The sequence below is a fragment of the Mesorhizobium sp. AA23 genome (genome assembly GCF_001672435.1).
GTDB lineage: Bacteria > Pseudomonadota > Alphaproteobacteria > Rhizobiales > Rhizobiaceae > Mesorhizobium.
Genome location: NZ_LYTP01000033.1, coordinates 105,978 through 127,287 on the forward strand (window position 1 = coordinate 105,978; position 21,310 = coordinate 127,287).

Annotated in this window: 23 protein-coding genes and 1 pseudogene; 12 read left to right on the forward strand and 12 right to left on the reverse strand. The window is 59.4% G+C overall.

The annotated features are described in order from the left end of the window. Positions 1 to 77 precede the first annotated feature (77 nt). The 10 genes and pseudogenes from A9K66_RS28405 to A9K66_RS28450 form a co-directional block, all read right to left on the reverse strand. Positions 78 to 521 (reverse strand): Lrp/AsnC family transcriptional regulator, encoded by a 444-nt coding sequence (locus A9K66_RS28405; RefSeq protein WP_067330474.1) that lies wholly within the window; start codon positions 519 to 521, stop codon positions 78 to 80. Further along, positions 518 to 1,327, reverse strand: a complete 810-nt coding sequence (locus A9K66_RS28410) for a phosphotransferase (protein ID WP_067330476.1) — start codon at positions 1,325 to 1,327, stop codon at positions 518 to 520. Before A9K66_RS28410 ends, A9K66_RS28405 begins: the two co-directional genes overlap by 4 nt. Before the next feature lie 14 nt (positions 1,328 to 1,341). Next, entirely contained in the window at positions 1,342 to 2,751 is a 1,410-nt protein-coding gene (locus tag A9K66_RS28415) for an aspartate ammonia-lyase (protein ID WP_067330748.1), read from the reverse strand. A 22-nt stretch (positions 2,752 to 2,773) separates the two neighbouring features. Beyond that, positions 2,774 to 4,003, reverse strand: coding sequence for an aminotransferase class I/II-fold pyridoxal phosphate-dependent enzyme (locus tag A9K66_RS28420; RefSeq protein WP_067330478.1), 1,230 nt, complete (start codon positions 4,001 to 4,003; stop codon positions 2,774 to 2,776). A 114-nt stretch (positions 4,004 to 4,117) separates the two neighbouring features. Next, on the reverse strand, positions 4,118 to 4,807 hold the full coding sequence (locus tag A9K66_RS28425) for an ABC transporter permease (RefSeq protein ID WP_067330480.1): 690 nt from the start codon (positions 4,805 to 4,807) through the stop codon (positions 4,118 to 4,120). A gap of 10 nt (positions 4,808 to 4,817) precedes the next feature. After that, positions 4,818 to 5,540 carry an ABC transporter permease subunit gene (locus tag A9K66_RS28430; RefSeq protein WP_067330484.1) on the reverse strand — a complete coding sequence of 241 codons (723 nt, stop codon included), beginning with the start codon at positions 5,538 to 5,540 and terminating at the stop codon, positions 4,818 to 4,820. Between the two features lie 161 nt (positions 5,541 to 5,701). Then, positions 5,702 to 6,472, reverse strand: a complete 771-nt coding sequence (locus A9K66_RS28435) for a transporter substrate-binding domain-containing protein (protein ID WP_067330488.1) — start codon at positions 6,470 to 6,472, stop codon at positions 5,702 to 5,704. Between the two features lie 46 nt (positions 6,473 to 6,518). Beyond that, positions 6,519 to 7,298 (reverse strand): ABC transporter ATP-binding protein, encoded by a 780-nt coding sequence (locus A9K66_RS28440; RefSeq protein WP_067330491.1) that lies wholly within the window; start codon positions 7,296 to 7,298, stop codon positions 6,519 to 6,521. 136 nt (positions 7,299 to 7,434) lie between these two features. Continuing rightward, a pseudogene (locus A9K66_RS28445) lies at positions 7,435 to 8,844 on the reverse strand (aldehyde dehydrogenase family protein). Then, complete coding sequence (locus A9K66_RS28450; protein WP_067330751.1) at positions 8,844 to 9,905, reverse strand: homoserine dehydrogenase; 1,062 nt, start codon at positions 9,903 to 9,905, stop codon at positions 8,844 to 8,846. The pseudogene A9K66_RS28445 and the gene A9K66_RS28450 overlap by 1 nt, the downstream one beginning before the upstream one ends. Positions 9,906 to 10,131: 226 nt before the next feature. Here A9K66_RS28450 and A9K66_RS28455 point away from each other — a divergent pair, with 226 nt between their 5' ends. Then, positions 10,132 to 10,602 carry an Lrp/AsnC family transcriptional regulator gene (locus A9K66_RS28455; RefSeq protein WP_067330495.1) on the forward strand — a complete coding sequence of 157 codons (471 nt, stop codon included), beginning with the start codon at positions 10,132 to 10,134 and terminating at the stop codon, positions 10,600 to 10,602. On the opposite strand, the gene A9K66_RS28460 is transcribed toward A9K66_RS28455, so the two are convergent. After that, complete coding sequence (locus A9K66_RS28460) at positions 10,559 to 11,203, reverse strand: PTS sugar transporter subunit IIA (protein ID WP_067330499.1); 645 nt, start codon at positions 11,201 to 11,203, stop codon at positions 10,559 to 10,561. The two genes, A9K66_RS28455 and A9K66_RS28460, sit on opposite strands and share 44 nt — an antisense overlap. A gap of 428 nt (positions 11,204 to 11,631) precedes the next feature. On the opposite strand from A9K66_RS28460, the gene A9K66_RS28465 reads away from it, so the two are divergent. The 3 genes from A9K66_RS28465 (at position 11,632) to A9K66_RS28475 (ending at position 13,522) form a co-directional block, all read left to right on the forward strand. Beyond that, positions 11,632 to 12,045, forward strand: coding sequence for a DUF5602 domain-containing protein (locus tag A9K66_RS28465; RefSeq protein ID WP_067330502.1), 414 nt, complete (start codon positions 11,632 to 11,634; stop codon positions 12,043 to 12,045). A 41-nt stretch (positions 12,046 to 12,086) separates the two neighbouring features. Then, complete coding sequence (locus tag A9K66_RS28470) at positions 12,087 to 12,566, forward strand: plastocyanin/azurin family copper-binding protein (RefSeq protein ID WP_245307742.1); 480 nt, start codon at positions 12,087 to 12,089, stop codon at positions 12,564 to 12,566. Between the two features lie 248 nt (positions 12,567 to 12,814). Continuing rightward, positions 12,815 to 13,522, forward strand: a complete 708-nt coding sequence (locus A9K66_RS28475) for an ATP-binding protein (RefSeq protein ID WP_067330508.1) — start codon at positions 12,815 to 12,817, stop codon at positions 13,520 to 13,522. Here A9K66_RS28475 and A9K66_RS28480 read toward each other — a convergent pair. Beyond that, a complete protein-coding gene (locus A9K66_RS28480; protein WP_067330755.1) occupies positions 13,512 to 14,363 on the reverse strand; it encodes a LysR family transcriptional regulator in 852 nt (283 codons plus the stop codon). The two genes, A9K66_RS28475 and A9K66_RS28480, sit on opposite strands and share 11 nt — an antisense overlap. Before the next feature lie 95 nt (positions 14,364 to 14,458). Between A9K66_RS28480 and A9K66_RS28485 the strand changes: the two genes are divergently transcribed. The 8 genes from A9K66_RS28485 to A9K66_RS28515 all read left to right on the forward strand — a co-directional run bounded on the left by A9K66_RS28485 (position 14,459) and on the right by A9K66_RS28515 (position 21,297). Next, a complete protein-coding gene (locus tag A9K66_RS28485; RefSeq protein ID WP_156751165.1) occupies positions 14,459 to 15,310 on the forward strand; it encodes a gluconate 2-dehydrogenase subunit 3 family protein in 852 nt (283 codons plus the stop codon). A gap of 27 nt (positions 15,311 to 15,337) precedes the next feature. Then, entirely contained in the window at positions 15,338 to 17,104 is a 1,767-nt protein-coding gene (locus tag A9K66_RS28490) for a GMC family oxidoreductase (RefSeq protein ID WP_067330517.1), read from the forward strand. 118 nt (positions 17,105 to 17,222) lie between these two features. Continuing rightward, positions 17,223 to 17,630, forward strand: coding sequence for a cytochrome c family protein (locus A9K66_RS28495; RefSeq protein WP_067330758.1), 408 nt, complete (start codon positions 17,223 to 17,225; stop codon positions 17,628 to 17,630). Positions 17,631 to 17,668: 38 nt separating this feature from the next. Further along, complete coding sequence (locus tag A9K66_RS30610; RefSeq protein WP_127241940.1) at positions 17,669 to 17,923, forward strand: hypothetical protein; 255 nt, start codon at positions 17,669 to 17,671, stop codon at positions 17,921 to 17,923. Beyond that, positions 17,874 to 18,245: a DUF488 domain-containing protein gene (locus A9K66_RS28500; RefSeq protein ID WP_067330520.1), complete on the forward strand. Its 372-nt coding sequence runs from the start codon at positions 17,874 to 17,876 to the stop codon at positions 18,243 to 18,245. The genes A9K66_RS30610 and A9K66_RS28500 overlap by 50 nt, the downstream gene beginning before the upstream one ends. 123 nt (positions 18,246 to 18,368) lie before the next feature. After that, entirely contained in the window at positions 18,369 to 19,025 is a 657-nt protein-coding gene (fsa, locus tag A9K66_RS28505) for a fructose-6-phosphate aldolase (protein WP_067330524.1), read from the forward strand. Between the two features lie 370 nt (positions 19,026 to 19,395). Further along, on the forward strand, positions 19,396 to 20,925 hold the full coding sequence (locus A9K66_RS28510; protein WP_067330528.1) for an FAD-dependent oxidoreductase: 1,530 nt from the start codon (positions 19,396 to 19,398) through the stop codon (positions 20,923 to 20,925). An 81-nt stretch (positions 20,926 to 21,006) separates the two neighbouring features. Next, the gene (locus A9K66_RS28515) at positions 21,007 to 21,297 is read left to right on the forward strand and encodes a hypothetical protein (protein WP_067330531.1); all 291 of its coding nucleotides are present in this window, start codon (positions 21,007 to 21,009) and stop codon (positions 21,295 to 21,297) included. Positions 21,298 to 21,310 lie beyond the last annotated feature (13 nt).

The following is a 21,310-nucleotide window of genomic DNA, read 5'->3' on the forward strand; positions in this document are numbered from 1 at the left end:
GACAGCCCGCTCTCGGCCCCCAAGTCGGACATCCCTCCCATCGGTCGCACGGCCTAAGGAGGGGAATCCATAAAGGTTCAACGCCGGATCATCGACGATAGCGCGAACGCTGTGAGGGTGTCTCGCACACCGGGCAATGCGGAAATCTCCTGCCAGATCTGCCGTGTGCGATCGGCCTCCGTCGCCTCTACACGGACGACCAGGTCGAATTCGCCGCTCATCACGTCGCAGGCGACGACCTCTGGGATCCGTCGCAGTGCTTGAATGACGTCGCCCCCCCGCATCCGGTCATTGCGATAAACAAACATCAGTGCCGCAATCGTTGAAGACGCGATGCGTCCTTCGCCTGCAATGATCGTATATCCCCGGATTAGGCCATCCCGCTCCAGGCGTTCAATCCGCTGGCGGACGGCGTTGCGAGAAAGATTGACCCTCGCGGCCAGGTCCGCATGCGAGATACGCGCGTTCCTGGTCAGTTCCATAAGAATACGCTCGTCTGCCCGGTCAAGAAGCCTTTTCATGCGGCACCAATAGGAGTTTCTCTAGCTGCAAACAGGCTTTGCGCTGATAGGAACGCGTTCTCGGCACGAACCCGTAGATCAATACTACCTTCCGAAACAGCTAGAAAAGTCGCAGCCGCAGCGAGAGCAAAGGCCGCCAGTGCTTGGCGCTCGTTGTCTTGCAACTGGCGGACGCGGCAATATCCCTTGAGAATTGCCTCCGCGCGCTCCCCATCCAGCGCCCCGTTGCTCAGCATCGTCCATCGAACCAACACGTCTGCCAGTTCTGCGATCAGGACATCGTCATGGCGAAGCCTGAAATTGATGATGCCACTGACGCAATCGCCGAGAAAAAACACATTGTCCGGAAACAGCGCCCCATGGATTGGTCCCCTTGGCAGTCCCTCCCTCTTTTCGGGAGAGGCAGGCATCAGCGTTCGATGGATCTGCGCGAGGCGCCGCCCGAGATCGAAACACTGGGCCGGGCTTGCGCAAGCCGATTGCGTGCCCTGGACAAAGCCGACCACCGCCACGAGCTTCCCGGACAGACGGATCGTCGCCCCGCCCGTTTCGGTGCGGAACGTTTTAGGGCAGGGAACACACGCGGCCGACAACAACTCCATGGTCCGAAACGCGCGTTCAAGATCGAACGGCTCAGCGCCGTTTTCAAACAGAGTGACGATGTACTCGCCCCGCTGTGACCGGAAGAGATAGGTCGTCTCGGTATCTCCGTCGGCAATGCCAATCACCGAGGTCAGCGGGGCTATGCCGTAGGCGACCGAAATCGCTTCGCGGTCATCGTCGGAAAGCTGGGTAAATACGGCCATGGTCGATTCGGGAGTTAAATGCGTTTCAGCACAACAGAGGAGGACTGCGCGACGCCGAAAATCTGATCCAGTTGTGCACGGCTGAACGAGCCATCGGCCTCAGCAGCCTGGCGAAGGCTTGTGCCGGAAGCGAGCGCCGCCTTGGCCAAGAGTGCAGCCTTGCTATATCCGACAACTGGATTGAGCGATGCGGCCAGAATGAGCGACTGATCATAGAGAAAGCGGCAGCGATCGGCATCCGCCTCGATGCCGTCGACGCAACGTTCGCGCAGGATATCCATGCCGCGCGCCAGAAGTCGCATCGATTGCAGGATGTTGAGAACGATCACGGGCTCCATCGCGTTTAACTGCAATTGTCCAGCGCTCGCCGCCAGTGTCACCGTCAGATCGTTGCCAATGATTTGAAAGCCAATCTGGTTCATCATCTCGGGAATGACTGGGTTGACCTTGCCCGGCATGATCGACGAGCCGGCCTGTCGCGGAGGCAATCTGATTTCACCAAGGCCAGCCCGAGGGCCACTGGAGAGCAGCCTCAAATCGTTACATATCTTGGAAAGCTTGACAGCGATCCGCTTCAGCGTGCCCGAAAACGACACAAAGGCTCCGGTGTCGGACGTTGCTTCCACGAAGTTGCGTGCCGGAACCATTTCAAGCCGAGAAATTTCCGAAAGATGACGGCAGGCGCTGACTGAGAATCCCTCGGGCGCATTTAAGCCGGTGCCGATGGCGGTGCCTCCGAGGTTCATTTCCCGCATCAGTTCCATGGCTTTTCGAAGCTGGATTATGTCTTCGTCAATGGTCTCGGCAAAAGCGTCGAACTCCTGACCAAGGAACATTGGAACCGCGTCCTGCAACTGGGTGCGTCCGACCTTGGCGATATTAGCGAATTCCTCACCCTTTCTGCCAAAGGTATCTCGCAGCCTTCGCTGCGCTTCGAGCACGGCGGCGCAGCCGCGCATCACCGTTACCCGGATGGCCGTCGGATAGACATCGTTAGTCGACTGGGACAGGTTGACATGGTCATTGGGGTGAACCGCGGCGTAGTCGCCCGGCACCTTGCCTATCTCCAGAAGCGCCAGGTTCGCGACCACCTCATTGACGTTCATGTTGGTCGAGGTCCCGGCGCCTCCCTGCATCATGTCGATCGGGAAATGGTCGGTGAGGTCCTCGCAGGTGATCAGTCGATCGCAGGCTCGATCGATTGCATCGGCAACATCGGGAGCCAGTAGTTGCAGCTCCTTGTTGGTTCGTGCAGCCGCCTTTTTGACCATGGCAAGCGATTGAACGAATTCCGGGAAGTCCCGCAGGCGGATTCCGGATACGTCGAAATTCTCCGCTGCCCTCAGCGTGTGGATGCCGAACAGCGCGTCGGCGGGCAGATCCCGCTCGCCGAGCATATCGGTTTCGGTCCTCTCAACGGTCATCATATCCCCTCGCGCAAGAGCCTTAGGCACGCAGCGCCTGGTCAAGATCCTCGATCAGGTCGTCCACCGACTCCAGGCCAATGGAAAGGCGAAAGACGCCGTCTCCCGCGAAGGCGCGGTAGTCGTCGAGCTGAGCGCCCCGCAGACCGTAAGTCGATTTCATCATTTCGTTCGTATCGAGAAGGACAACGATGCTGCGCTGGTGACCAAGCGAAAAGGCGTAGTGCGCTACGCGGAGCCTGTCAGCGAGTTGGGCTGCCATCGCCTGCGGGTCGTCGGTCTGGAAGGTCAGAACTCCCCCGAATACATCCATCTGACGTGTTGCCAAGGCATGCTGCGGATGGCTTTCCAGGCCGGGGTAGGTGACAGACCTGATTTTTGGATGCTTGGCGAGAAAACGGGCGATCTGCATCGCAGAAGCGGACATGGTCCGGAGCCTGGGAAAGAGCGTGTCGATCCCGCGCATGATGAGCCAGGCATTCTGGGCAGACAAAGAAGCGCCGAGATAAACTCCAGTACGAGAGCGGATTTTTTCCACCAGATCCTTGCGCCCGCACACGGCGCCACCCAAGGCGTCGCCGTGCCCGTTGATGAACTTGGTCAGGGAGTGAATGACGAGATCGATGCCGAGTACGGCCGGGCGGGTCGCGACCGGCGTGGCAAGCGTGGAATCGACGGAAACCAGCGCGCCGCGTTCGTGTGCCAGCTTCGCGACTTCGGCCAGATCGGTCAGGCGCAGGATTGGATTGCAGGGGCTTTCGCAGTGGACGAGCCGCGTGTTGGGTCGGAAGGCTGCGACAACGTCGCCAATGACCGACATGTTCACGGCGCTCACCTCGATCCCGTACTCGGGCAATATGCGGTGTGCCAGTTCGTAGGCGCCGGCATAGCAGACGTCGCTGATGATCAGATGGTCCCCCCCTTTGAGAAAGGTCAGGAAGGTGGCTGCGATCGCGGCCACGCCGGTTGCTGTTGCGAGCGCATCCTCCGCACCTTCGAGTGCGGCCATGCGCTGCTCGAGTTGCCGCACGGTCGGATTGGTCCAGCGGGCATACAGAAACGGCAGAGCAGTCAGGTCTGATACCCCGTCCGCGGAAAAGGCGCCGTCACCAGGAACCAACATGTTGTTGACCGACATTGAGATGTTGGGCGCGATAGCCTTCGTGATCGGATCGATGATCAGTCCGCCGTCGAGCGCCAGGGTTTCCCGACGTAGGACGACACCGCCGCTTACGGGCGGCAACAGCGTCATGCGTGCATTCGAGCCCCAACTGTCAGTTGCGAAGGGAGTAGAGATGTTCGAGGACATGGAAGACCTTCCTGCAGAATTCCTGGAATTTCATCGTCTTGGGGCCGAGCTGATAATTCAGCTGCGAACCGGGATTTGCGCCTCGACGAGCCTGAAGGTGCGGGTGATCAGAAGCGTCAGCAAGATGTAGAACACCGTGACGATCATCAGCGGTTCATAAACGAGCAGGGTGTCCTGCCTCACCTTGTACGCGACGGCGTAGAGATCCATCACTGTCACGGTGAAGGCGAGGGGTGTCGCTTTCAGTTGCAGAACCACCTCGCCAGCTATCGTCGGCAGTGCGATACGTATGGCGCGACGCAGCCAGATCCGTCTCAACAGCGTCCAGGAAGTCATACCGAACGAGCGACCTGCCTCGAGCTCGCCTTTCGGGACGGCGAGAAGCGCACCCCGCAGGACTTCGGCCTCATAGGCGGCGTAGTTGAGCGTGAAACTGAGCGCTGCGAAGAAGAAGCCCTCCCGCACTATCGGCCAGAGGAAGCTCGCGCGCAGCCCTGGTATCATCGGCAGCAGCGAACCGATGCCGTAATAGAGCAACCACAGTTGGATCAAAAGTGGCGTGCCGCGAAGGCAGGTGCAGTAGCAACGGGCAAGCCATTTCAGCCATCGCGGACCGCTGACCTGCGCGAGCGCAAGACCGATCGCCAGAATGAAGCCGACCCCGACGGAAATGACGAGAAGGAGGACCGTCTGAACCGCGCCTGCGGCAATGAGCGGCCAATAGGACGATACCCATGAGAAATTCATCGCGAGCGTCCTAAGCGGTTTTCGGCTGCCCGCGTCGATAGCGGCTCTCGAGGAGGCCGAAGACGACGTTGGAGACAAGCGTGATGACGAGATAGACGGCAGCGGCGACCAGGAAGAACAGAAAATAGTGCTTCGTGTTGCCGGCCGCGATCCGCGTGGCGAGCGCCAACTCCTGATAGCCGACGACCGCGATCAACGCACTGTCCTTCGTCACCGACATCCAGAGGTTGGCAAGCCCAGGCAGGGCATTCGGGATCAATGCCGGCAGAGCGATACGGCGAAACCTCAACCATGGGCGCATGCCGAAGGAACTGGCGGCCTCGATCTGTCCAACAGGAATCGCCAGGATTGCGCCACGAAACACTTCGGTCATGTAGGCGCCCTGGACGATTCCGAGCACTGCGATTGCCGCGACAAACCCGTTGATCTCGACATTGGGAAGCCCGAAGCTCGAGAGAATTCGGTTCAGACCGTCAGTGCCGGCATAGTACAGACCGATAATCAGGATCAGTTCGGGAATGGCCCGAACCGCAGTCGTATAGACGTCGAGAAGAAGCAGGACCGGCGGGTTGCCCTTGAGTTTGCCAAGAGCCCCGCCAAGACCAATCAGCATCCCGAGAAGGTAAGCACCCAACGATATCGAAATGGTGGAAAGCGCGCCTTTGAGAAGCACGCCGCCCCATCCAGGCGGATAGGGGGAAAGCATTTCCAGGATCGACTGGGAGGTCGACATCTGAGTTCAACCTTGATTTTTGGGCGGGAACGAGAGCCGCGAAGCGCGATGCTTCGCAGCCGGCGAACAACGCCGGCGGTGCACCGGCCAATGACCCGAGACAGAACCGGCGGACAAGCGGGCTACGGCAGATGCGCTTACGTCGTCTGCCGTAGCCACACTCATTCACCGTACGGGTCGAAATCGAAGTACTTCTTCGAGATTTCCGCATACTTTCCGTTTGCTCTGACAGCCGTAATTGCTGCATTGAGCTTCTCGCGCAGTGCCTGATCGCCTTTTCTCAGTCCACCGCCGATGCCCGATCCAAGGATGGCCGGATCGTCTTTCACATTTCCCATGTCCTTGCAGCATTCCTTGCCGAAGTCGGATTTGAGGAATTCCGATAGCGGTATGGAATCGCCGAAGACGTAGTCGATCCGGCCGGCGGCAAGATCCTGGAACGCCTCATCGAGCGTCGTGTAGGTTTTTTCCGATGCCTTGTCGGCGAAATATTTCTTGTAGTATTCGGACTGGATGGTCGACACCTGGATACCGATCGTCTTCCCCGAAACATCATCCGGCGAAGCTCCGGTCGTGCCATCCTTGGCGCCAATCAGTTTGCTCGGCGTGTTGTAGTATTTGTCGGTGAAGTCGATCGTCTGCTTGCGCTCGTCGGTGATCGACATCGACGACCAGATGACATCGAATTTTTTCGCCTGAAGCCCTGGAATGAGCCCGTCCCAGGACATGTCGACGACAGAGCAGGTTTCCTTCATCTCGGCGCAGACAGCATCCATCAGCTCGATTTCCCAGCCGACCCACTTGCCGGAGGGGTCTTTGGTGAAGAAGGGCGGATAGGCTTCGTTCATGATGCCAAAGCGAACTTCGGCACTCGCCGTGGCGATTGAAAGCGCGAGCGCGGTCCCTGTCAGCAGGATGGACAGCAATTTCATTCAATTCCCCTTTCTTGAGTTTTCGTCAGGTTGGAAACAGGGAGGGTCAGCCGCTCAACGCGCCGGTAAATTCTCGGCAACGGGCAGTTATCGGCGCACCGAAGACTTGATCCGGCGACCCTTCTTCTTCGACACGCCCGTGATGCAGGAACATCACGTGACTGGAGACGTCGCGAGCGAATTTCATCTCATGCGTCACTATGAGCATCGTTCGGCCCTCGTCCGCGAGATCCCGGATAACCTTCAGGACCTCGCCGACAAGTTCAGGATCCAGTGCGGAAGTGGGCTCGTCGAACAGCATCACGGCCGGGTCGACACAAAGGGCACGCGCGATGGACGCACGCTGCTGTTGGCCGCCCGACAGGAAGGCCGGATAGGCGTGCCGTTTCTCATAAAGTCCGACCTTCGCAAGCAAACTGTCGGCCCGATCGATCGCCTCGCTGCGGCTCACCCCCAGCACATGAACCGGGGCCTCGATGGCATTCTGGAGCACCGTCATGTGGGGCCAGAGATTGAAACTCTGGAACACCATGGCCAGGCCGGTCCGCATACGCTCGATCTGCCGCCAGTTGGCCGGATACCCCAGTCCACCTTGGTCGGACTTCATGAGAACCTCTTCGCCATTGATGACAAAGCGGCCGCGATCAGGAATCTCGAGAAAGTTGATGCACCGCAGAAAGGTGCTTTTGCCTGACCCCGAAGACCCGATGAGCGAGATGACATCGCCCTTCTCAGCCGACAGCGATATTCCCTTCAGGACTTCATGCTTGGCGTAGCTCTTGTGGACATTATCCACGAGCAAGGCAGGAGGAGCCTTTTTCGTCATGCCTGTAGTTCCCTATGGAATTCTTATTGGGTTTTGCCGGATAGTACCCGGCCCGGTATGCGGCTTTCCCGCGTATTCGTGGTCAGACGCGCGGAAAATGATCTCTCAAGGCGGCTCTTTTGCGGGAGAAAGACAGCTAGGCTCGATTGATGCAAATGACCTTTGGCTGTGTCATCTCTTCGTAGGCAAAGCGAACGCCTTCACGCCCCATGGCGCCATACTTGAAACCGCCGAACGGCATGGCATCAAATCGATAATCGGAAGAGTCGTTGATCATCACTCCTCCTGCCTCGATCTGCCCGGCGGCATCCAATGCGTCGCCGATGTTGTTGGTGAAGACGCCTGCGTGCAGGCTGTATTCGGGACCGTTCGCCATCACGATCGCATCGGCGAGTGTATCGAAGGATTACAGGAGGACGACGGGCGCGAAGACTTCCTCCGCCCACAATCGACATGTCTTCGGCACACCTTCCAGCACGGTTGGCTGATAGACTGTTCCTGCTCGACGGTGCCCGCACAGGAGCTTTGCTCCCGCGGCAATGGCGTCGTCGACCATCGTCTCCGCGCGTTTGGCCGCCTGTTCCGAAATCATCGGGCCGACGTCGGTATCCTCGCGCTCTGGATTGCCGGCAAGCAGGTTGCGCGTACCAGCCACGAACGCTTCACGGAACCGCTCATAGACCGGCGCCTGGATGATAATCCGCTGGGTGCCGATGCAATTCTGGCCGGCAGCCCAGTACGCGCCCGACACGCACGCATCGACCGCCTTGGCGAAGTCACAATCCGCCAGGACTACGACAGGTGCATTGCCGCCGAGATCCATGGCGAGCTTCTTCAGCCCTGCTGTCCTGGCAATTGCTTCTCCGGTCGCAAAACCTCCGGTGAACGACACCATTCGGACATCGCGCGCCGAGACGATCGCGCTGCCCAGGTCGGCGCCGCCGACAGCGACCGTGATGATCTCCTCAGGCAACCCGGCTTCGACCAGCGTTTCGACAAGGCGGATCGCCGAAAGCGGGGTCAGTTCGGACGGCTTCAGCAAGACGGCGTTGCCGCCGGCGATTGCCGGCCCGAGCTTATGGGCGACGAGATTGAGCGGGTCGTTGTAAGGAGTAATCGCTGCGATGATCCCTAGCGGCTCCCGCGTGAACCAGCCCTGACGCGCCTCGGAACCGGCGTAAGCGTCGAACGGAATGACCTCACCGGCGTTGCGTTTTGCTTCTTCCGCGGAGAGCTTCAGCGTGTTGACGCACCGAAAGGCTTCCTTGCGGGCCTGGACGATGGTTTTGCCGGCTTCCCGTACAATCAAGCGGGCAAAATCTTCGTTCTGGCGCTCGACGGCGCGGGCGGCCTTTTCCAATATAGTCGCTCGCTGGTGTCTTGGCAGCGCTCGCGACAAGACAGCTCCGGTTTTGGCGCGATTTATGAGCGCCGCAATCTGGTTGGCAGCCGTGCTTTCGACGCTGCCGATCACCGTTCCATCATAGGGATTTCTGACGGCTATCTGCTCGAACACATCGGCGACACGCAATTTTGCAGCGGTCATCACGCGGCCTCCTTCTTGTCGGCGGAAGGGCGGCACTGATGGATGGTGATGATGTCCGAGAGGAGCGCATAGGCCGTCTCGACCCTGCCTGCGCCGGGTCCGGTCACCGTCACCGCGCCGAGAAGGTCTGTCTTGAGCGAGATGGCGTTGATCGCCCCGCCAACGGCGGCGAGCGCATGATCGAGCGCAAGGCGCTGCGGTCCCACACGGGCTGCGATACCACCGTCCTGGCGAACCGAGGCCGAGCCGATCAGCTTCCAGCGATAGCCTTCTCGCGTCGCCGCGTCGATATCGGCCACGGTCAGGCCCGAAATACCCTTGCAGTCCACGTCCTGCGGCGTCAGCTTTCCACCGAGTAGTTCATTTGCGAGGATGACGACTTTCAACCGGACATCGTGACCTTCAACATCGGCAGTAGGGTCGGCTTCCGCATAACCGAGGCCCTTTGCTTCTTTTACCGCCTCCGCGAAGGAAAGCCCGCCCTCCATGCGGCCAAGAACAAAGTTCGAGGTGCCGTTCAGAATCCCTTCGAAACCATGAAGCCCGGCGCCCGCGAGCGTCCTTTGGGCCATACGAATGACCGGGGTGCCGCTCATGACAGCCCCCTCATGTTCAAACATCACGCCGTGCCGCGCCCCGAGTGCCTTCAGCTCCGCGGCCGCCAGGGCAACCGGGCCCTTGTTGGTTGTGACGACGTGCTTGCCGCTTTCGAGTGCCCAACGGCAATGGGATACGGCCGGCTCGCCATCGACCGGATTGGTGAAGGTCGCCTCGGCGACAATGTCAGCCGGAGCCTGCTTGATGACCTTTTCGTTGTCGGCTTCGGCACTGCCGCCGGACAGTTGTGCGAACCCGCCCCTCGCGAATCTGGTTTCCACCAGCATGCGCGCGTCGATGCCGTTGGGAGAAATGACTGAGCCGAGATGGAGATCGGTAACAGCGACGATGTTTAAACGGAAGCCGAGTTCGGCATTCCAACGATCATTGCTTCCTGCGATCAGCTCGGCCAAGGCGCGGTTGACACCGCCGAAACCGATAAGCGCGATATTGTACTGTGTCATGCCAGTTCCTCTCGTGAGCGATGGATCGATGATGAACGAGCCGAGAGGCAGGTCGAAGCTCGCAGAATGGCCAAAGAACTGGTCAGCCTGCACGCTGAGCCGGCAAAATGCCCGGAACGCGCAAAACTCATCAATTGTCGCGGGAGAAGCGAGCATCGGCCAAATTTTGACGATTGACCGCGATTGGGAACTATAGTCAGCGGAAAGTCTCAGGTGCGAGGAGAAAATGGCGGAGTTACTGGATCAGTTCGACCGAACCATCCTTGAGATCATGCAGCGGGATTGTCAGATGAAGGCGGAAGCCATTGGAGAAATGGTTGGCCTTTCAGCGTCCGCTGTTCAGCGGCGCATTAAGCGGATGCGGGAGGAACGGATCATCTCCGCGGAAATCGCCCTTGTGGACCGCAAGGTTGCTGGAAGTCCGATGACGTTCATTGTCGGAATGGAGATCGAGCGCGAAAACTACGATGCTCTATCGAAATTCCGGGCTTGGGTCGAGAAACAGGATCACATCCAACAGGTCTACTATGTGACTGGATCAGTGGATCTCGTTGCAATCATCACGGCACAGGATGTGGAGCAGTACGACGAGATCACCGCGCAGATCATGTCCCAAAATCCACAGATCAAGCGAATGCACACCAATGTTGTCCTCAAGGACATAAAAACAGGGATGTTTGTCCCAGTATCGCCATAGCAAATGCGACCGTGGTGATGTTTACAGTCTCGGCAATGCTTGCCGGTGTGGCGGTGATCGTGACCGCGCCGGTAGGCTTCGTTGGTACGCGAAAGCTGTCGGTGCGCTGTCCGAGCATCTGATCCGGGGAAATATGCAAATTGGTGGAACTCGGGAGCAGCTGAGTTTCGAGAACGGTCAACGCCTCATCTGCGGATTGTGCAAGGCGGAGCCGCTCCCGAACCTGAGATGCCCGAAGCAGCCGGCATATTCGCGAAAGGGCAGGGAGGAAGGCGCAAGAGGCTGAGCGCGGCCAAAGGATAGTGTAAACGAGATCGACTGGGTCGTCGTCGGGACCGTCGAAATCCACAGGCGGGGCCAAGCGTGTCAAAGACGCGACAGGCGAGGAGATGTTCTCCAGCAGAGCGTGCGGGATCGCCACGCCACGACCGATGCCAGTCGAGGCGAGGCGCTCGCGGTCGAAAAGACCGCGGAGAACCACCTTCTCGTCAAGTCCACTCCTTCGAGCGATCCTGATCGCGATTTTCGACAAGGCTGATTGCTTTCCCTTTGTCACAAGGTCAAGCGAGATGTCTTCTTCCGACAAGATGGGGGAGATCATCGGGGTCAAACCTCCGCGTCGATCCAAACGCAGGCGCAAATGAGTGTTCAGCCGCGCTGCTTAGGCAGAGCCGAAATCACTTTCGAATGAAGTTCAGATCCTGGCCATCCCGGACGCGCAGCCAGGGCCCTCTCGCGTCCGGGTTAATGGCCCGTTTTGAGGCGTTTCGGCATTCGCCGGAAATCGAGGTTAAAAATATGCATAGCAGTTCGAAGATAGTGAAAGATTTTTCGAAATCAAGCAAACCGTACCAGACCTGACGAGCAAAAATAGTGCACTGAGACAACAGTTAATTTCGTTTGACGACCGGAACAGTCTCCTGCTTGCTGGTTGGACGCGATAAGGCCATCTCGCCAATGAATATCGGTTGTCGACCTTCCTATAGATCAACGGTGGTCGCATTTTTAGTTCAACAAGGAGATACCGTGATGAAAAAACTCATCCTCGCAGTGGCCTTCACAACGGGCGGTTCGCTTTGCGCCATGGCGGCGGATAAGGTCACCAAAGCCCCACCAGCGGCTCCTTACGAACAGGTCAGCAAGCTCGTGAAGCTGCCCGACTTCCTCCCGGGCATGGGCCAACTTTTCGTCGATCCGACGACATTGCCTGCCGGCCCGTTCCTTGCCTATGACCATGACGGCAAGCTTGTCAGCACCATCTACATGCTGCCGATCAAGGATCTCAATCCGGACAAGCGTTTGGACGACCTCAAGGCGCCGGGCGGCAATGTCGACCATGTCGACATTTACTACAATGCCGGGCATCCCGGCGTTCCGGAACCGCACGTCCACGTCGTGTTGTGGCACGTCTCTGCCGGCGACGAAGCACGTGTCGCCAAATGAGCTTCACACGTCGTCAGGTACTGGGCGGGGGTGGCGGGCTTGTGGCTGCCCTTTCCCTCTCTCCCCAGGTCGCGTGGGCCGACGAGGTGGTGGAAATCAGAATGCGAGGCCGCGACGACGGCTCACAGGTCTGGTTCGACCCGATCGGCATCCTGGTCGAACCGGGACAGACGGTGCGCTGGACGAATCTCAATTCCGGCAATTCGCACACGACGACTGCCTACAGTCCGACGAACTTCGGGAGACCGCGCCGCATGCCCAAGGCGGCAAAACCGTGGGATTCCGACTACCTCCTGCCCAACGAGAGCTTTTCGGTCATTTTCACCGAGAAGGGGGTCTATGACTACTATTGCATCCCGCATGAGCACGCCGGAATGGTCGGACGTATCATCGTCGGCACGCCCGAGGCACATGGCTGGAGCGAGCTGGTTGGCGCGAATGGCGATCTGCCGGAGGCGGCCCTCGATGCATTTCCGAAAGTCGAAGACATCATGGCACGAGGGTTCGTCCGGCGCGACTAGACCACGCCTGCGGGACCGGGCTGAAACAAGGAAGGATTGGATGCTGCGTCAGACCGGGGCACGAGTTCCCGGCTGTCGTCGATTGGGGGACGGCTCTCATGGCAAGCGACGTGCATACATGCGAAAATCAGTCGCGGTCTCAAGCTGCGCGAGGCGGGCGCTCTCAGCTGCTGGACGCTTCTATCGATGGCTGGGCCGTAGTCGAGGGACGCGAGCGTGCGAGGAATCGCCTTGCTGCATTGGGGGAGATGACTGGCGGCATTGCGCATGACTTCAGGAACCTGCTGGCGGTCATCGAGTCCGGCCTGAGGCTTGCCGAAGCAAGAGCCGACGAGCCCAACCGTGTGAGGGCCTGCATCACGCTGGCGCGAGAAGGAATCAATCGCGGGATCGATTTGACCTCGCAGCTCCTCGCCTTTGCAAAGCACCAGGAACTTGATGCTCATGCTGGCGACGTGAATGAATTCCTCAGATCCTTCGCGCCTTTGCTGAGGTACGGCGGCGGACCCGATGTGCGCGTCGAGCTTGAACTCGGTGCAGAAACTCCCGACTGCCTGATCGATCCCGCATTGTTCGACACCGCAGTGCTTAATCTCGTCGTCAACGCGCGCGATGCCATGCCAAATGGCGGCGAGATCAGAGTCATCACCGGACCGTTGGTGCAGGAGACCGCGACACCCGATCCGCCGGGGCCGGGAACCTATGTCTGCGTTAGCGTCAAGGACCAAGGTTGCGGCATGACCGCCGAAGTGTTGCGAAACGCGTTCGATCCTTTCTTCACCACGAAGGGTGAGGAAGGTACCGGCATGGGGCTGCCGCAAGTGCGCGCATTGATGCGTATGATCGGCGGCCATGTTCGCATTGCAAGCGAGCCGGGGATTGGGACGACAGTCGACCTGCTGTTCCCGTCAATCCGACCGGATGTCAAAGCCTCGTCAAGAATGACTAGAATTTAACGTCGCCGCCTGCAACGGCATGTAATCCTGACAGGGCAGGACCTACTACGCTCTCATCCGCACTCGCGGATTGCACCGCGTACACCGGATAGGAGAACTGGGGCATTTCAGGCACAAGATGAAGCCGGCCGGCTTCTATGTGAGGTTGCACAGAGCTCATTCGGAAATATCCGGACCCGCCAGCGGCCAGAACATAGTTCAATCCGAGCGGACCGAGGTCGAAGGAAAGATCCGGCGCAGCACTCGGGAAATTCACGCCGTGATGAAGCTCAAAATCCGGCCCCCAATCCATATAGACATAATCGGATCCGTCCAGGAGTTGCGCTTCGGGGTTGGTGGTCGCGAGAACCAGTTTTTCCTCAAGAAGCAGATCGATCTTCAAGCCCGGTCTGTGTGGGGGCGCGTACATGATGGCTATGTCGACCATTCCCGAGGCGACCTGGTTGATCAGGTCCTGTGGCACATCGACATGCACTCTAAGTGCAATATCCTGAAGCGAGCGGCGCATCCATCGGACCCAATCGAGCAGAAGAGGTTGCGCAAGGCTGACTTCGCTGCCGACCGTCAGAACAGCCCGGCGTCCCGTAGGCACGGCAACCTGGTGAAGGGTGCGTTGCCATAGTTGGACGAACATCGGAGCGTGCCGCAGAAATTGCTCACCCGCGGGCGTGAGCGAAGCGCCGCCTTTGTGGCGAACGAAGAGTGGTCGGCCCAATTGTTGCTCGAGGTTGCGGATCCGTGCGCTGACGGTCGTCTGGGCGACGTTCAAGCGCTCCGAGGCGCGAATGAAGCTCCCGGTCGAGACGATCTCAACAAAGGTGCGAGCGAGTTGGATATCCATGACCGCTAATAGCATAAAAGTTGCGCTTAAATGTCAATGAATTTCGTTTGCCACATAGTAGGCGCGAACATTAGGCTCTCCGAATACTCACCGGATTGAGCGCTGAATGCGGCGCAGCGCCGGGATGGAGCGGGCATAGGCCTCTCCATCCTCACCCTCGTTTTGCCCGCAGTGTCACAGGAGCGATCATGTCGACGAAAGAAAAGAACGGCCAAGGCGATGTCGGACGTCGTGACTTTCTAAAACTGTTCGGCGCAGCCGGCGCGGCAGCGGGCACCCTGCCGTTTGGCGGATCCACATCGGCGGACGAGATCGTGGCAGCTGCCGCCACGGACACGAAGCACCATCACGCCGCCGAACCTCGTGCCCGAGGCGGTGGCTACGAATTCTTCAATGTCGACGAATCCGCCTTCGTCGAGGCGGCGGTCGACACGCTCATTCCAAAGGATGCGGCCGGTCCCGGAGCCAAGGAGCTTGGCGTGGCGACATACATCGACCGGCAGATGGCCAGCGGATACGGCAAGGGCGACCGGCTTTATCTGGAAGGGCCGTTCGGCGAGGGTACGCCCGGGCAGGGATATCAATTGCCGATGACGCCCTCGGAACTGATCCGGGCGGGAATCGCCGACGTCAATGCCGTCGTACAGAAAAGCCACAAGAACAGCTTCGCGGCCCTTTCGGCAAAGGACCGCGCCGCCGTTATGGCGGACCTTGAGGCCACGAAGACCGAGCTTCCAACGGTGCCCGCTGCAACCTTCTTCAGCCTCCTTCTGCAGCTCACGATCGAGGGTTATTTCGCGGACCCGATGTACGGCGGGAACAAGGACGCAGCTGCCTGGAAGATGATCGGCTTCCCCGGCGCAGATGCCATGTACGTGGACAAGATCGAGCCGTTCCGGAACAAGCCCTACAAGGCTGAACCGAAGGGCATCCAGGACCTCATTTGATCGCCGCAAGAAAAAGGAGACTTTGACATGGCCACCAAACTGAACCCGGTCGATGTGCTGATTGTCGGTCTTGGATGGACAGGCGGCATCATTGCCAAGGAGCTTGCATCCACCAAGCTCAAGATCGTCGCCCTTGAGCGGGGAGGCCCGCGTGACACCAATCCGGATTTCATCGATCCTGAAATCCACGACGAACTGCGCTACGCCGCCCGCCACGACCTCATGCAGAACGTGCGGCGGGAAACCATCACATTCCGCAATAGTGAATCGCAAACGGCGCTGCCGATGCGTCAACTCGGCTCGTTCTTGCCAGGGCAGGGTGTCGGCGGTGCCGGCGTGCATTGGAACGGCGTGACCTGGCGCTGGCTCGAATGGGATCATCAGGCGCGCACCCGGACCGTCGACAAGTACGGCGAAAAGATCATCCCTTCGGACATGCACCTGCAGGACTGGCCGATCACCTATGACGATCTCGAACCCTATTACGACAAGTTCGAAAAGACCTGCGGCACCTCCGGCAAGGCCGGCAATCTCAACGGCAAGAAAATCGACGGCGGCAATATCTTCGAGGGCGCGCGTAAGGAGGATTATCCCAACCCGCCAATGATCGCCGCGCAGAGCATGGTGATGTTCGAGAAGGCGGCCCGCAATCTCGGCTACCATCCCTTCCCAAACCCCTCGTCCAACGCGTCTCGCGATTACGTCAATCCCGATGGCGTGGCGTTCGGCCAATGCCACTACTGCGGCTACTGCGAGCGTTTCGGCTGCGAGGCGAATGCAAAAGCCAGCCCGCACTTCACCGTTATTCCGCTGGCGCTGAAGAATCCGAATTTCGAACTGCGCACAAATTCGATCGTGCTGAAGATCAATCTCGATTCGACCCGCAAGAAGGCCGTCAGCGTCAGCTATCTCGACGCTCGCGGGCGAGAATTCGAACAACCTGCCGACCTTATCATCCTGTCGGCCTACGCGCTCGGGAACGTCAACCTGCTGCTGCAGTCGGGGATCGGCGTTCCTTACGATCCCGCCACGGGTAAAGGCGTGGTCGGCCGAAACTATGCCTACCAGTGCGGCGGCGGGGCTACCGCCTTCTTCGACAAGAAGACCATCCTGAACCGCTTCATGGGCGCCGGCGCGCTCGGCACCTGCATGGATGATTTCAACGGCGACAACTACGATTTCGTGAAGGCCGGATACATCGGCGGCGGCGGTATCAGTTGCAGCAACTCGGGCGCCCGGCCTATCCAGTCACATCCGACACCCCATGGCACGCCGCGCTGGGGCTCGGACTGGAAGAAAGCAGTGGTCGACAACTATGACCATGCTGCCAACGTTGGCAATCAAGGCGCGGTGATGGCCTACAGGCAGAACTATCTCAGCCTCGATCCGACCTATACGGACATCTTCGGACGCCCGCTGATGAGGATGACGTTCGATTTCCAGGATAACGAAATAAAGCAGATGAACGGCCAGGCCGACATTTGCGTGAAGATCGCCAAGGAGATGGGTGCGATCAGGGTCGACCGGAGCATTCCGCCGGTGCCCTATTCCATCGTTCCCTATCAGAGCACTCACAATACCGGCGGGGCCGTTTTCGGCGCCGACCCCACCACCAGTGTCCTGAACAAACATCTTCAGGTCTGGGATGTCCCGAACGTATTCGTCACCGGCGCCTGCGTGTTCCCGCAGAACGCCGGGAAGAATCCGACCGGACCGGTGGGCGCTCTTGCCTATTGGGCGGCGGACGCGATCAAGAATTATCTGAAGAACCCCGGCCCATTGGTTCCCTCCTGAGGCAGGTCTGCCGGGTCCGGATCCACGCTTCGGATCCGGCAGACTGTGCGTTTCGAATACCGACATAACCAGGGTGGCTTGGCGACAACCAAGCCGCCCCTGATTGAAGCACGCGAAGATGAGATCGACGATTCTTGGATTGACGACCGCGGTTCTCACCGCAGTCGGCTCTGCGCAGGCGCAGGACAAACCTCCTGGCAATGCTGACGCCGGCGCCTCGGTCTTCAAGAGATGCATGGCCTGCCATGCGGTCGGGCCCGACGCCAAGAACGGGGTAGGGCCGGTATTGAATGGCGTCGTTGGCCGTGCGGCAGGCACTTACCCTAGTTACAGCTATTCCGCGGCGAACAAGAATTCGGGCCTGACCTGGGATGAACCGACGCTGACCACATATCTGCACGCGCCGCGCAAGTTGGTGCCCGGCACGAAGATGACATTCGCTGGTCTCAGCAAAGACCAGGAGATCGCCGATGTGATCGCCTATCTGAAACAATTCAACGCCCAAGGACAGAAGGCCTCTCCCTGAGCCAGGGACGATCTGTCCGGCTTGCAAAGCACAATCTTATGAAATTCCTCCTGCATCAGGGCCTGGGGTATTCGACCGTTCATCAGATCGGCGACTACCTGCGAAGCCACGGAACCGGCCATCACTGGATCGAACGGTATCGAGGCAGCATCTTCGTCATCGTATCCGATCAAGCCGACGAGATGATCCTTCGAAACGAGTTCTCCGGGCTTCTCGATGCCGTCAACGAAAGGAGACGGACGGATGAGCGGAAAAGCCATCGACGAGAGCATAAAACTGAAGCGCGCCTATGAGAGCCCAGCTGCCGACGATGGCACGCGGGTGCTGATTGACCGGCTTTGGCCGCGCGGGGTCAAGAAGATCGATGCCGGCATCGACTGCTGGATGAAAGAACTCGCGCCAAGCACCGAGCTTCGGAAATGGTTCGGACACGATCCCGCCCGCTGGGACGAATTCCGTCGGAGATATGCGGCGGAAATCCACGCGCATGGCGATGAGCTCGACCGGCTCCGCGACCTGATACGACACGGCCCTGTCACGCTCGTCTACTCGGCTCATGACGAGGCCCACAACGATGCCGTCGTCATGAGAGAGATTTTGCTGGGACATCGCTAGAGACGTCGCGCCGCCTGCCTTTGTGCCATCAAGGACATGGGGCGTGTGACCACTACAGCGGGTTCAAATCACTTTCTGGAACCAAACCGAGCAAGGTTCATCAAATCATCGAGGAGACGCACAATGAAATTCTTTGTCGATACAGCCGATATATCTGAAATTCGCGAGCTTGCCGCGGCAGGCTTTGTCGATGGGGTGACCACGAACCCGTCGCTCATCTCGAAGACCGGTCGGCCGATCAGGGATGTGATCAAGGAGATCTGCGGGACGATCGAAGGCCCGGTTTCAGCGGAAGTCACCGCGACCGACTTCGACGGCATGATTGCCGAAGGAGAGCGTTTGGCGAGCATCGCGACCACCGTGGCCATCAAGGTACCATCCACCTGGGATGGGTTCAGGGCTTGTCGGGCGCTCGCTCGCCTCGGCCACAAGGTCAATGTCACGCTGTGCTTTTCCGCAAACCAAGCATTGCTTGCGGCCAAGGCGGGCGCGACGTTCATTTCGCCCTTCATCGGCAGGCTCGACGACCTCGGATTGGACGGCATGGAAGTGGTCCGGGAAATCCGCGCGATCTACGACAACGACGCATGCTTCACGACGGAAATCCTGGCTTCTTCAATACGCACTCCACTCCATGTCAAAGCTGCGGCAATTGCAGGCGCCGATATTGCGACCATTCCCCCAACTGTACTTCGGAGCCTTGCCAAGCATCCACTCACCGACAAGGGATTGGCATCCTTTCTCGCGGACTGGGGCAAGACCAGGCAAGCGATCCTTTAAAACTTGCTGGCCGGCGGTCCGACTTGAGCCGTGAGCAGCCCAAGGGACGGGCTGGTCGAGAACACGCGCCGTGGTGACACCGACAGCCTCAAAGTGGCCGGCATGTTCACTTTGTCCTCACTTCGTCCGTCCATCACATGCTCCTGGAATCCAACACAAAAAATGCATTCAATCGCTCACTAAATTCGTTTGCATGGTGCCCTGGATGGCAGGAGACTGGGACGTAGCGGTTCCGCTTTAGTCGGGAGCTCCGGTGAAAACGAAAGCGTCGGTCTGAAGGCGCGCTTGGATGGAACATGTTCAGGGCGTGCGAAGTCTATCGAGGCTCCAGTTATCGATCTTGCGCTGAGAATCGCCAACGGAGACGAAAATGGCTGGGAGCCATTCGAAGGCAAACGGTCCGGATCTGGTTCAGGGCATCGCGATCGCCGATCTTGAGGATGGCGGCAAGCTCGTCGGCCATTGCGGCGACGAGCAGGTGCTGCTGGTGCGCCGCGGGAGCGAGGTATTCGCGGTCAGCGCGACATGCACGCATTACGGCGGGCCGCTCGTCGACGGTCTGGTAGCAGAAGACACGGTTCGGTGTCCGTGGCATCACGCGTGCTTCGATCTGCGCACGGGCGAGGCGCTGCGCGCGCCCGCCTTCAGCCCGCTCGCCTGCTGGTCTGTGGAACGGCGAGAAGGCAAGATATTCGTGGTCGAGAAGCGTAAGCGAACGGCACCGGTGGTGCGAGATGGCGGTGCGGCTCCGGAAAGAATTGTCATTGTCGGGGGTGGCGCGGCTGGTTTCGCTGCCGTCGAGACACTGCGGCGTGAGCAATACCAGGGCAGCATCACCATGATCAGCGATGACCAGGCGCCGCCCGTCGACAGACCGAACCTCTCAAAGGACTATCTCGCCGGCAAGGCGCCGCAGGATTGGATTCCGCTGCGCGGCGAGAAGTATTATTCGAAAAACAACATCGACCTGCGTCTCGACACAAAGGCCGACCGCATCGACCCGCGGTCCCGCGAGGTTGTGCTGTCGGATGGCAGCACGATTTCTTACGAAAGGCCGCTCCTTGCCACGGGGGCCGAACCAGTTCGGCTTGCTACCCCCGGAGCCGAGCAATCATTTGTCCACACGCTGCGCTCTTTCGCCGACTGCAAGGCGACTATCGAGCGGGCCGCGAATGCGCGACGCTGCGTCGTGCTCGGCGCCAGTTTCATCGGCCTGGAGGTTGCGGCGGCGCTGCGCTCGCGCGGCATCGACGTTCATGTCGTAGCGTCGGACAGACGGCCTATGGAGCGGGTACTGGGTCCGCGGATGGGCGACTTCATCCGCGCCCTCCATGAGGAGAAGGGTGTCGTCTTCCATCTCGAGGCGACTGCGGCCAGCATCGACGGCAACAAGATGAAGCTCAGCAGCGGCGGCACGTTGATGGCGGATTTCGTCGTGGCCGGCGTCGGCGTCAGGCCACGCATAGGTCTCGCCGAAAAGGCCGGGCTCAAACTCAATCGCGGCGTTGCGGTGAACGCGTTTTTGGAAACAAGCGCGCCCGGAATTTTCGCGGCCGGCGACATTGCCCGGTGGCCCGATCCGCACAGCGGCGAGAATCTTCGGGTAGAGCATTGGGTGGTTGCGGAGAGACAAGGTCGCACCGCCGCACTCAACATGCTTGGCCATCGCGAGAAGTTCGCAGCGGTGCCGTTCTTCTGGAGCCAGCATTACGATGTGCCCATCAACTATGTCGGCCATGCCGAGCGATGGGACGAGATCTCGGTCGATGGAGACGTCGCGGCCAGGGATTGCCTGCTCCGATTCAAACGGCAGGGGCGCACGCTCGCTGTCGCCTCGATCTTCCGCGACCTGGAAAGTTTGCAGGCCGAGCTGGAAATGGAGCGCCAAACGGCAAGCTAGAACGCGCTCTCGAGCACGGGTGGGAGCGCACCGAGAATGACGCAGCCGAACATGTCACCGTGACCGAAAGGAGACCCATCTATGTCCGCATTGCAACAGGACGTTGCCGGGGATTTGCAAATCATTGCGCCCACTCAGCATCATTCAAAGATCGTCGAGTTCGCCAAGGAGGTTGCCGGACAAGAGTCCCATCAGATGCCGACGTCGGTCGCAATCTTCTCCGACAGCGGTCGTTGGTACTGCCAGGTCCGTCGCGGCAATGAAAAGACCCGGCCGATGGGCCCCTATACCAAACGAGAGGCTGAACGGGTTCAGGAAGTTCGCAGAGCCTTGATCGCCAAAAGAGGCACCGCTCGGATTATGTTCGAGTAGGCGGGGACCTGAC

What these genes read in the sequence shown, in the direction of transcription:
- A9K66_RS28510 (WP_067330528.1), top strand. Translation starts at nt 19,396, where the DNA reads ATGGCTGGGAGCCATTCGAAGGCAAACGGTCCGGATCTGGTTCAGGGC.
- A9K66_RS28435 (WP_067330488.1), bottom strand. Translation starts at nt 6,472, where the DNA reads ATGAAATTGCTGTCCATCCTGCTGACAGGGACCGCGCTCGCGCTTTCA.
- A9K66_RS28465 (WP_067330502.1), top strand. Translation starts at nt 11,632, where the DNA reads ATGAAAAAACTCATCCTCGCAGTGGCCTTCACAACGGGCGGTTCGCTT.
- A9K66_RS28430 (WP_067330484.1), bottom strand. Translation starts at nt 5,540, where the DNA reads ATGTCGACCTCCCAGTCGATCCTGGAAATGCTTTCCCCCTATCCGCCT.
- A9K66_RS28405 (WP_067330474.1), bottom strand. Translation starts at nt 521, where the DNA reads ATGAAAAGGCTTCTTGACCGGGCAGACGAGCGTATTCTTATGGAACTG.
- A9K66_RS28420 (WP_067330478.1), bottom strand. Translation starts at nt 4,003, where the DNA reads ATGACGCTGTTGCCGCCCGTAAGCGGCGGTGTCGTCCTACGTCGGGAA.
- A9K66_RS28425 (WP_067330480.1), bottom strand. Translation starts at nt 4,807, where the DNA reads ATGAATTTCTCATGGGTATCGTCCTATTGGCCGCTCATTGCCGCAGGC.
- A9K66_RS28515 (WP_067330531.1), top strand. Translation starts at nt 21,007, where the DNA reads ATGTCCGCATTGCAACAGGACGTTGCCGGGGATTTGCAAATCATTGCG.
- A9K66_RS28490 (WP_067330517.1), top strand. Translation starts at nt 15,338, where the DNA reads ATGGCCACCAAACTGAACCCGGTCGATGTGCTGATTGTCGGTCTTGGA.
- A9K66_RS28455 (WP_067330495.1), top strand. Translation starts at nt 10,132, where the DNA reads ATGGCGGAGTTACTGGATCAGTTCGACCGAACCATCCTTGAGATCATG.
- A9K66_RS28415 (WP_067330748.1), bottom strand. Translation starts at nt 2,751, where the DNA reads ATGACCGTTGAGAGGACCGAAACCGATATGCTCGGCGAGCGGGATCTG.
- A9K66_RS28450 (WP_067330751.1), bottom strand. Translation starts at nt 9,905, where the DNA reads ATGACACAGTACAATATCGCGCTTATCGGTTTCGGCGGTGTCAACCGC.
- A9K66_RS28475 (WP_067330508.1), top strand. Translation starts at nt 12,815, where the DNA reads ATGACTGGCGGCATTGCGCATGACTTCAGGAACCTGCTGGCGGTCATC.
- A9K66_RS28480 (WP_067330755.1), bottom strand. Translation starts at nt 14,363, where the DNA reads ATGGATATCCAACTCGCTCGCACCTTTGTTGAGATCGTCTCGACCGGG.
- A9K66_RS30610 (WP_127241940.1), top strand. Translation starts at nt 17,669, where the DNA reads ATGAAATTCCTCCTGCATCAGGGCCTGGGGTATTCGACCGTTCATCAG.
- fsa (WP_067330524.1), top strand. Translation starts at nt 18,369, where the DNA reads ATGAAATTCTTTGTCGATACAGCCGATATATCTGAAATTCGCGAGCTT.
- A9K66_RS28440 (WP_067330491.1), bottom strand. Translation starts at nt 7,298, where the DNA reads ATGACGAAAAAGGCTCCTCCTGCCTTGCTCGTGGATAATGTCCACAAG.
- A9K66_RS28410 (WP_067330476.1), bottom strand. Translation starts at nt 1,327, where the DNA reads ATGGCCGTATTTACCCAGCTTTCCGACGATGACCGCGAAGCGATTTCG.
- A9K66_RS28500 (WP_067330520.1), top strand. Translation starts at nt 17,874, where the DNA reads ATGAGCGGAAAAGCCATCGACGAGAGCATAAAACTGAAGCGCGCCTAT.
- A9K66_RS28495 (WP_067330758.1), top strand. Translation starts at nt 17,223, where the DNA reads ATGAGATCGACGATTCTTGGATTGACGACCGCGGTTCTCACCGCAGTC.
- A9K66_RS28460 (WP_067330499.1), bottom strand. Translation starts at nt 11,203, where the DNA reads ATGATCTCCCCCATCTTGTCGGAAGAAGACATCTCGCTTGACCTTGTG.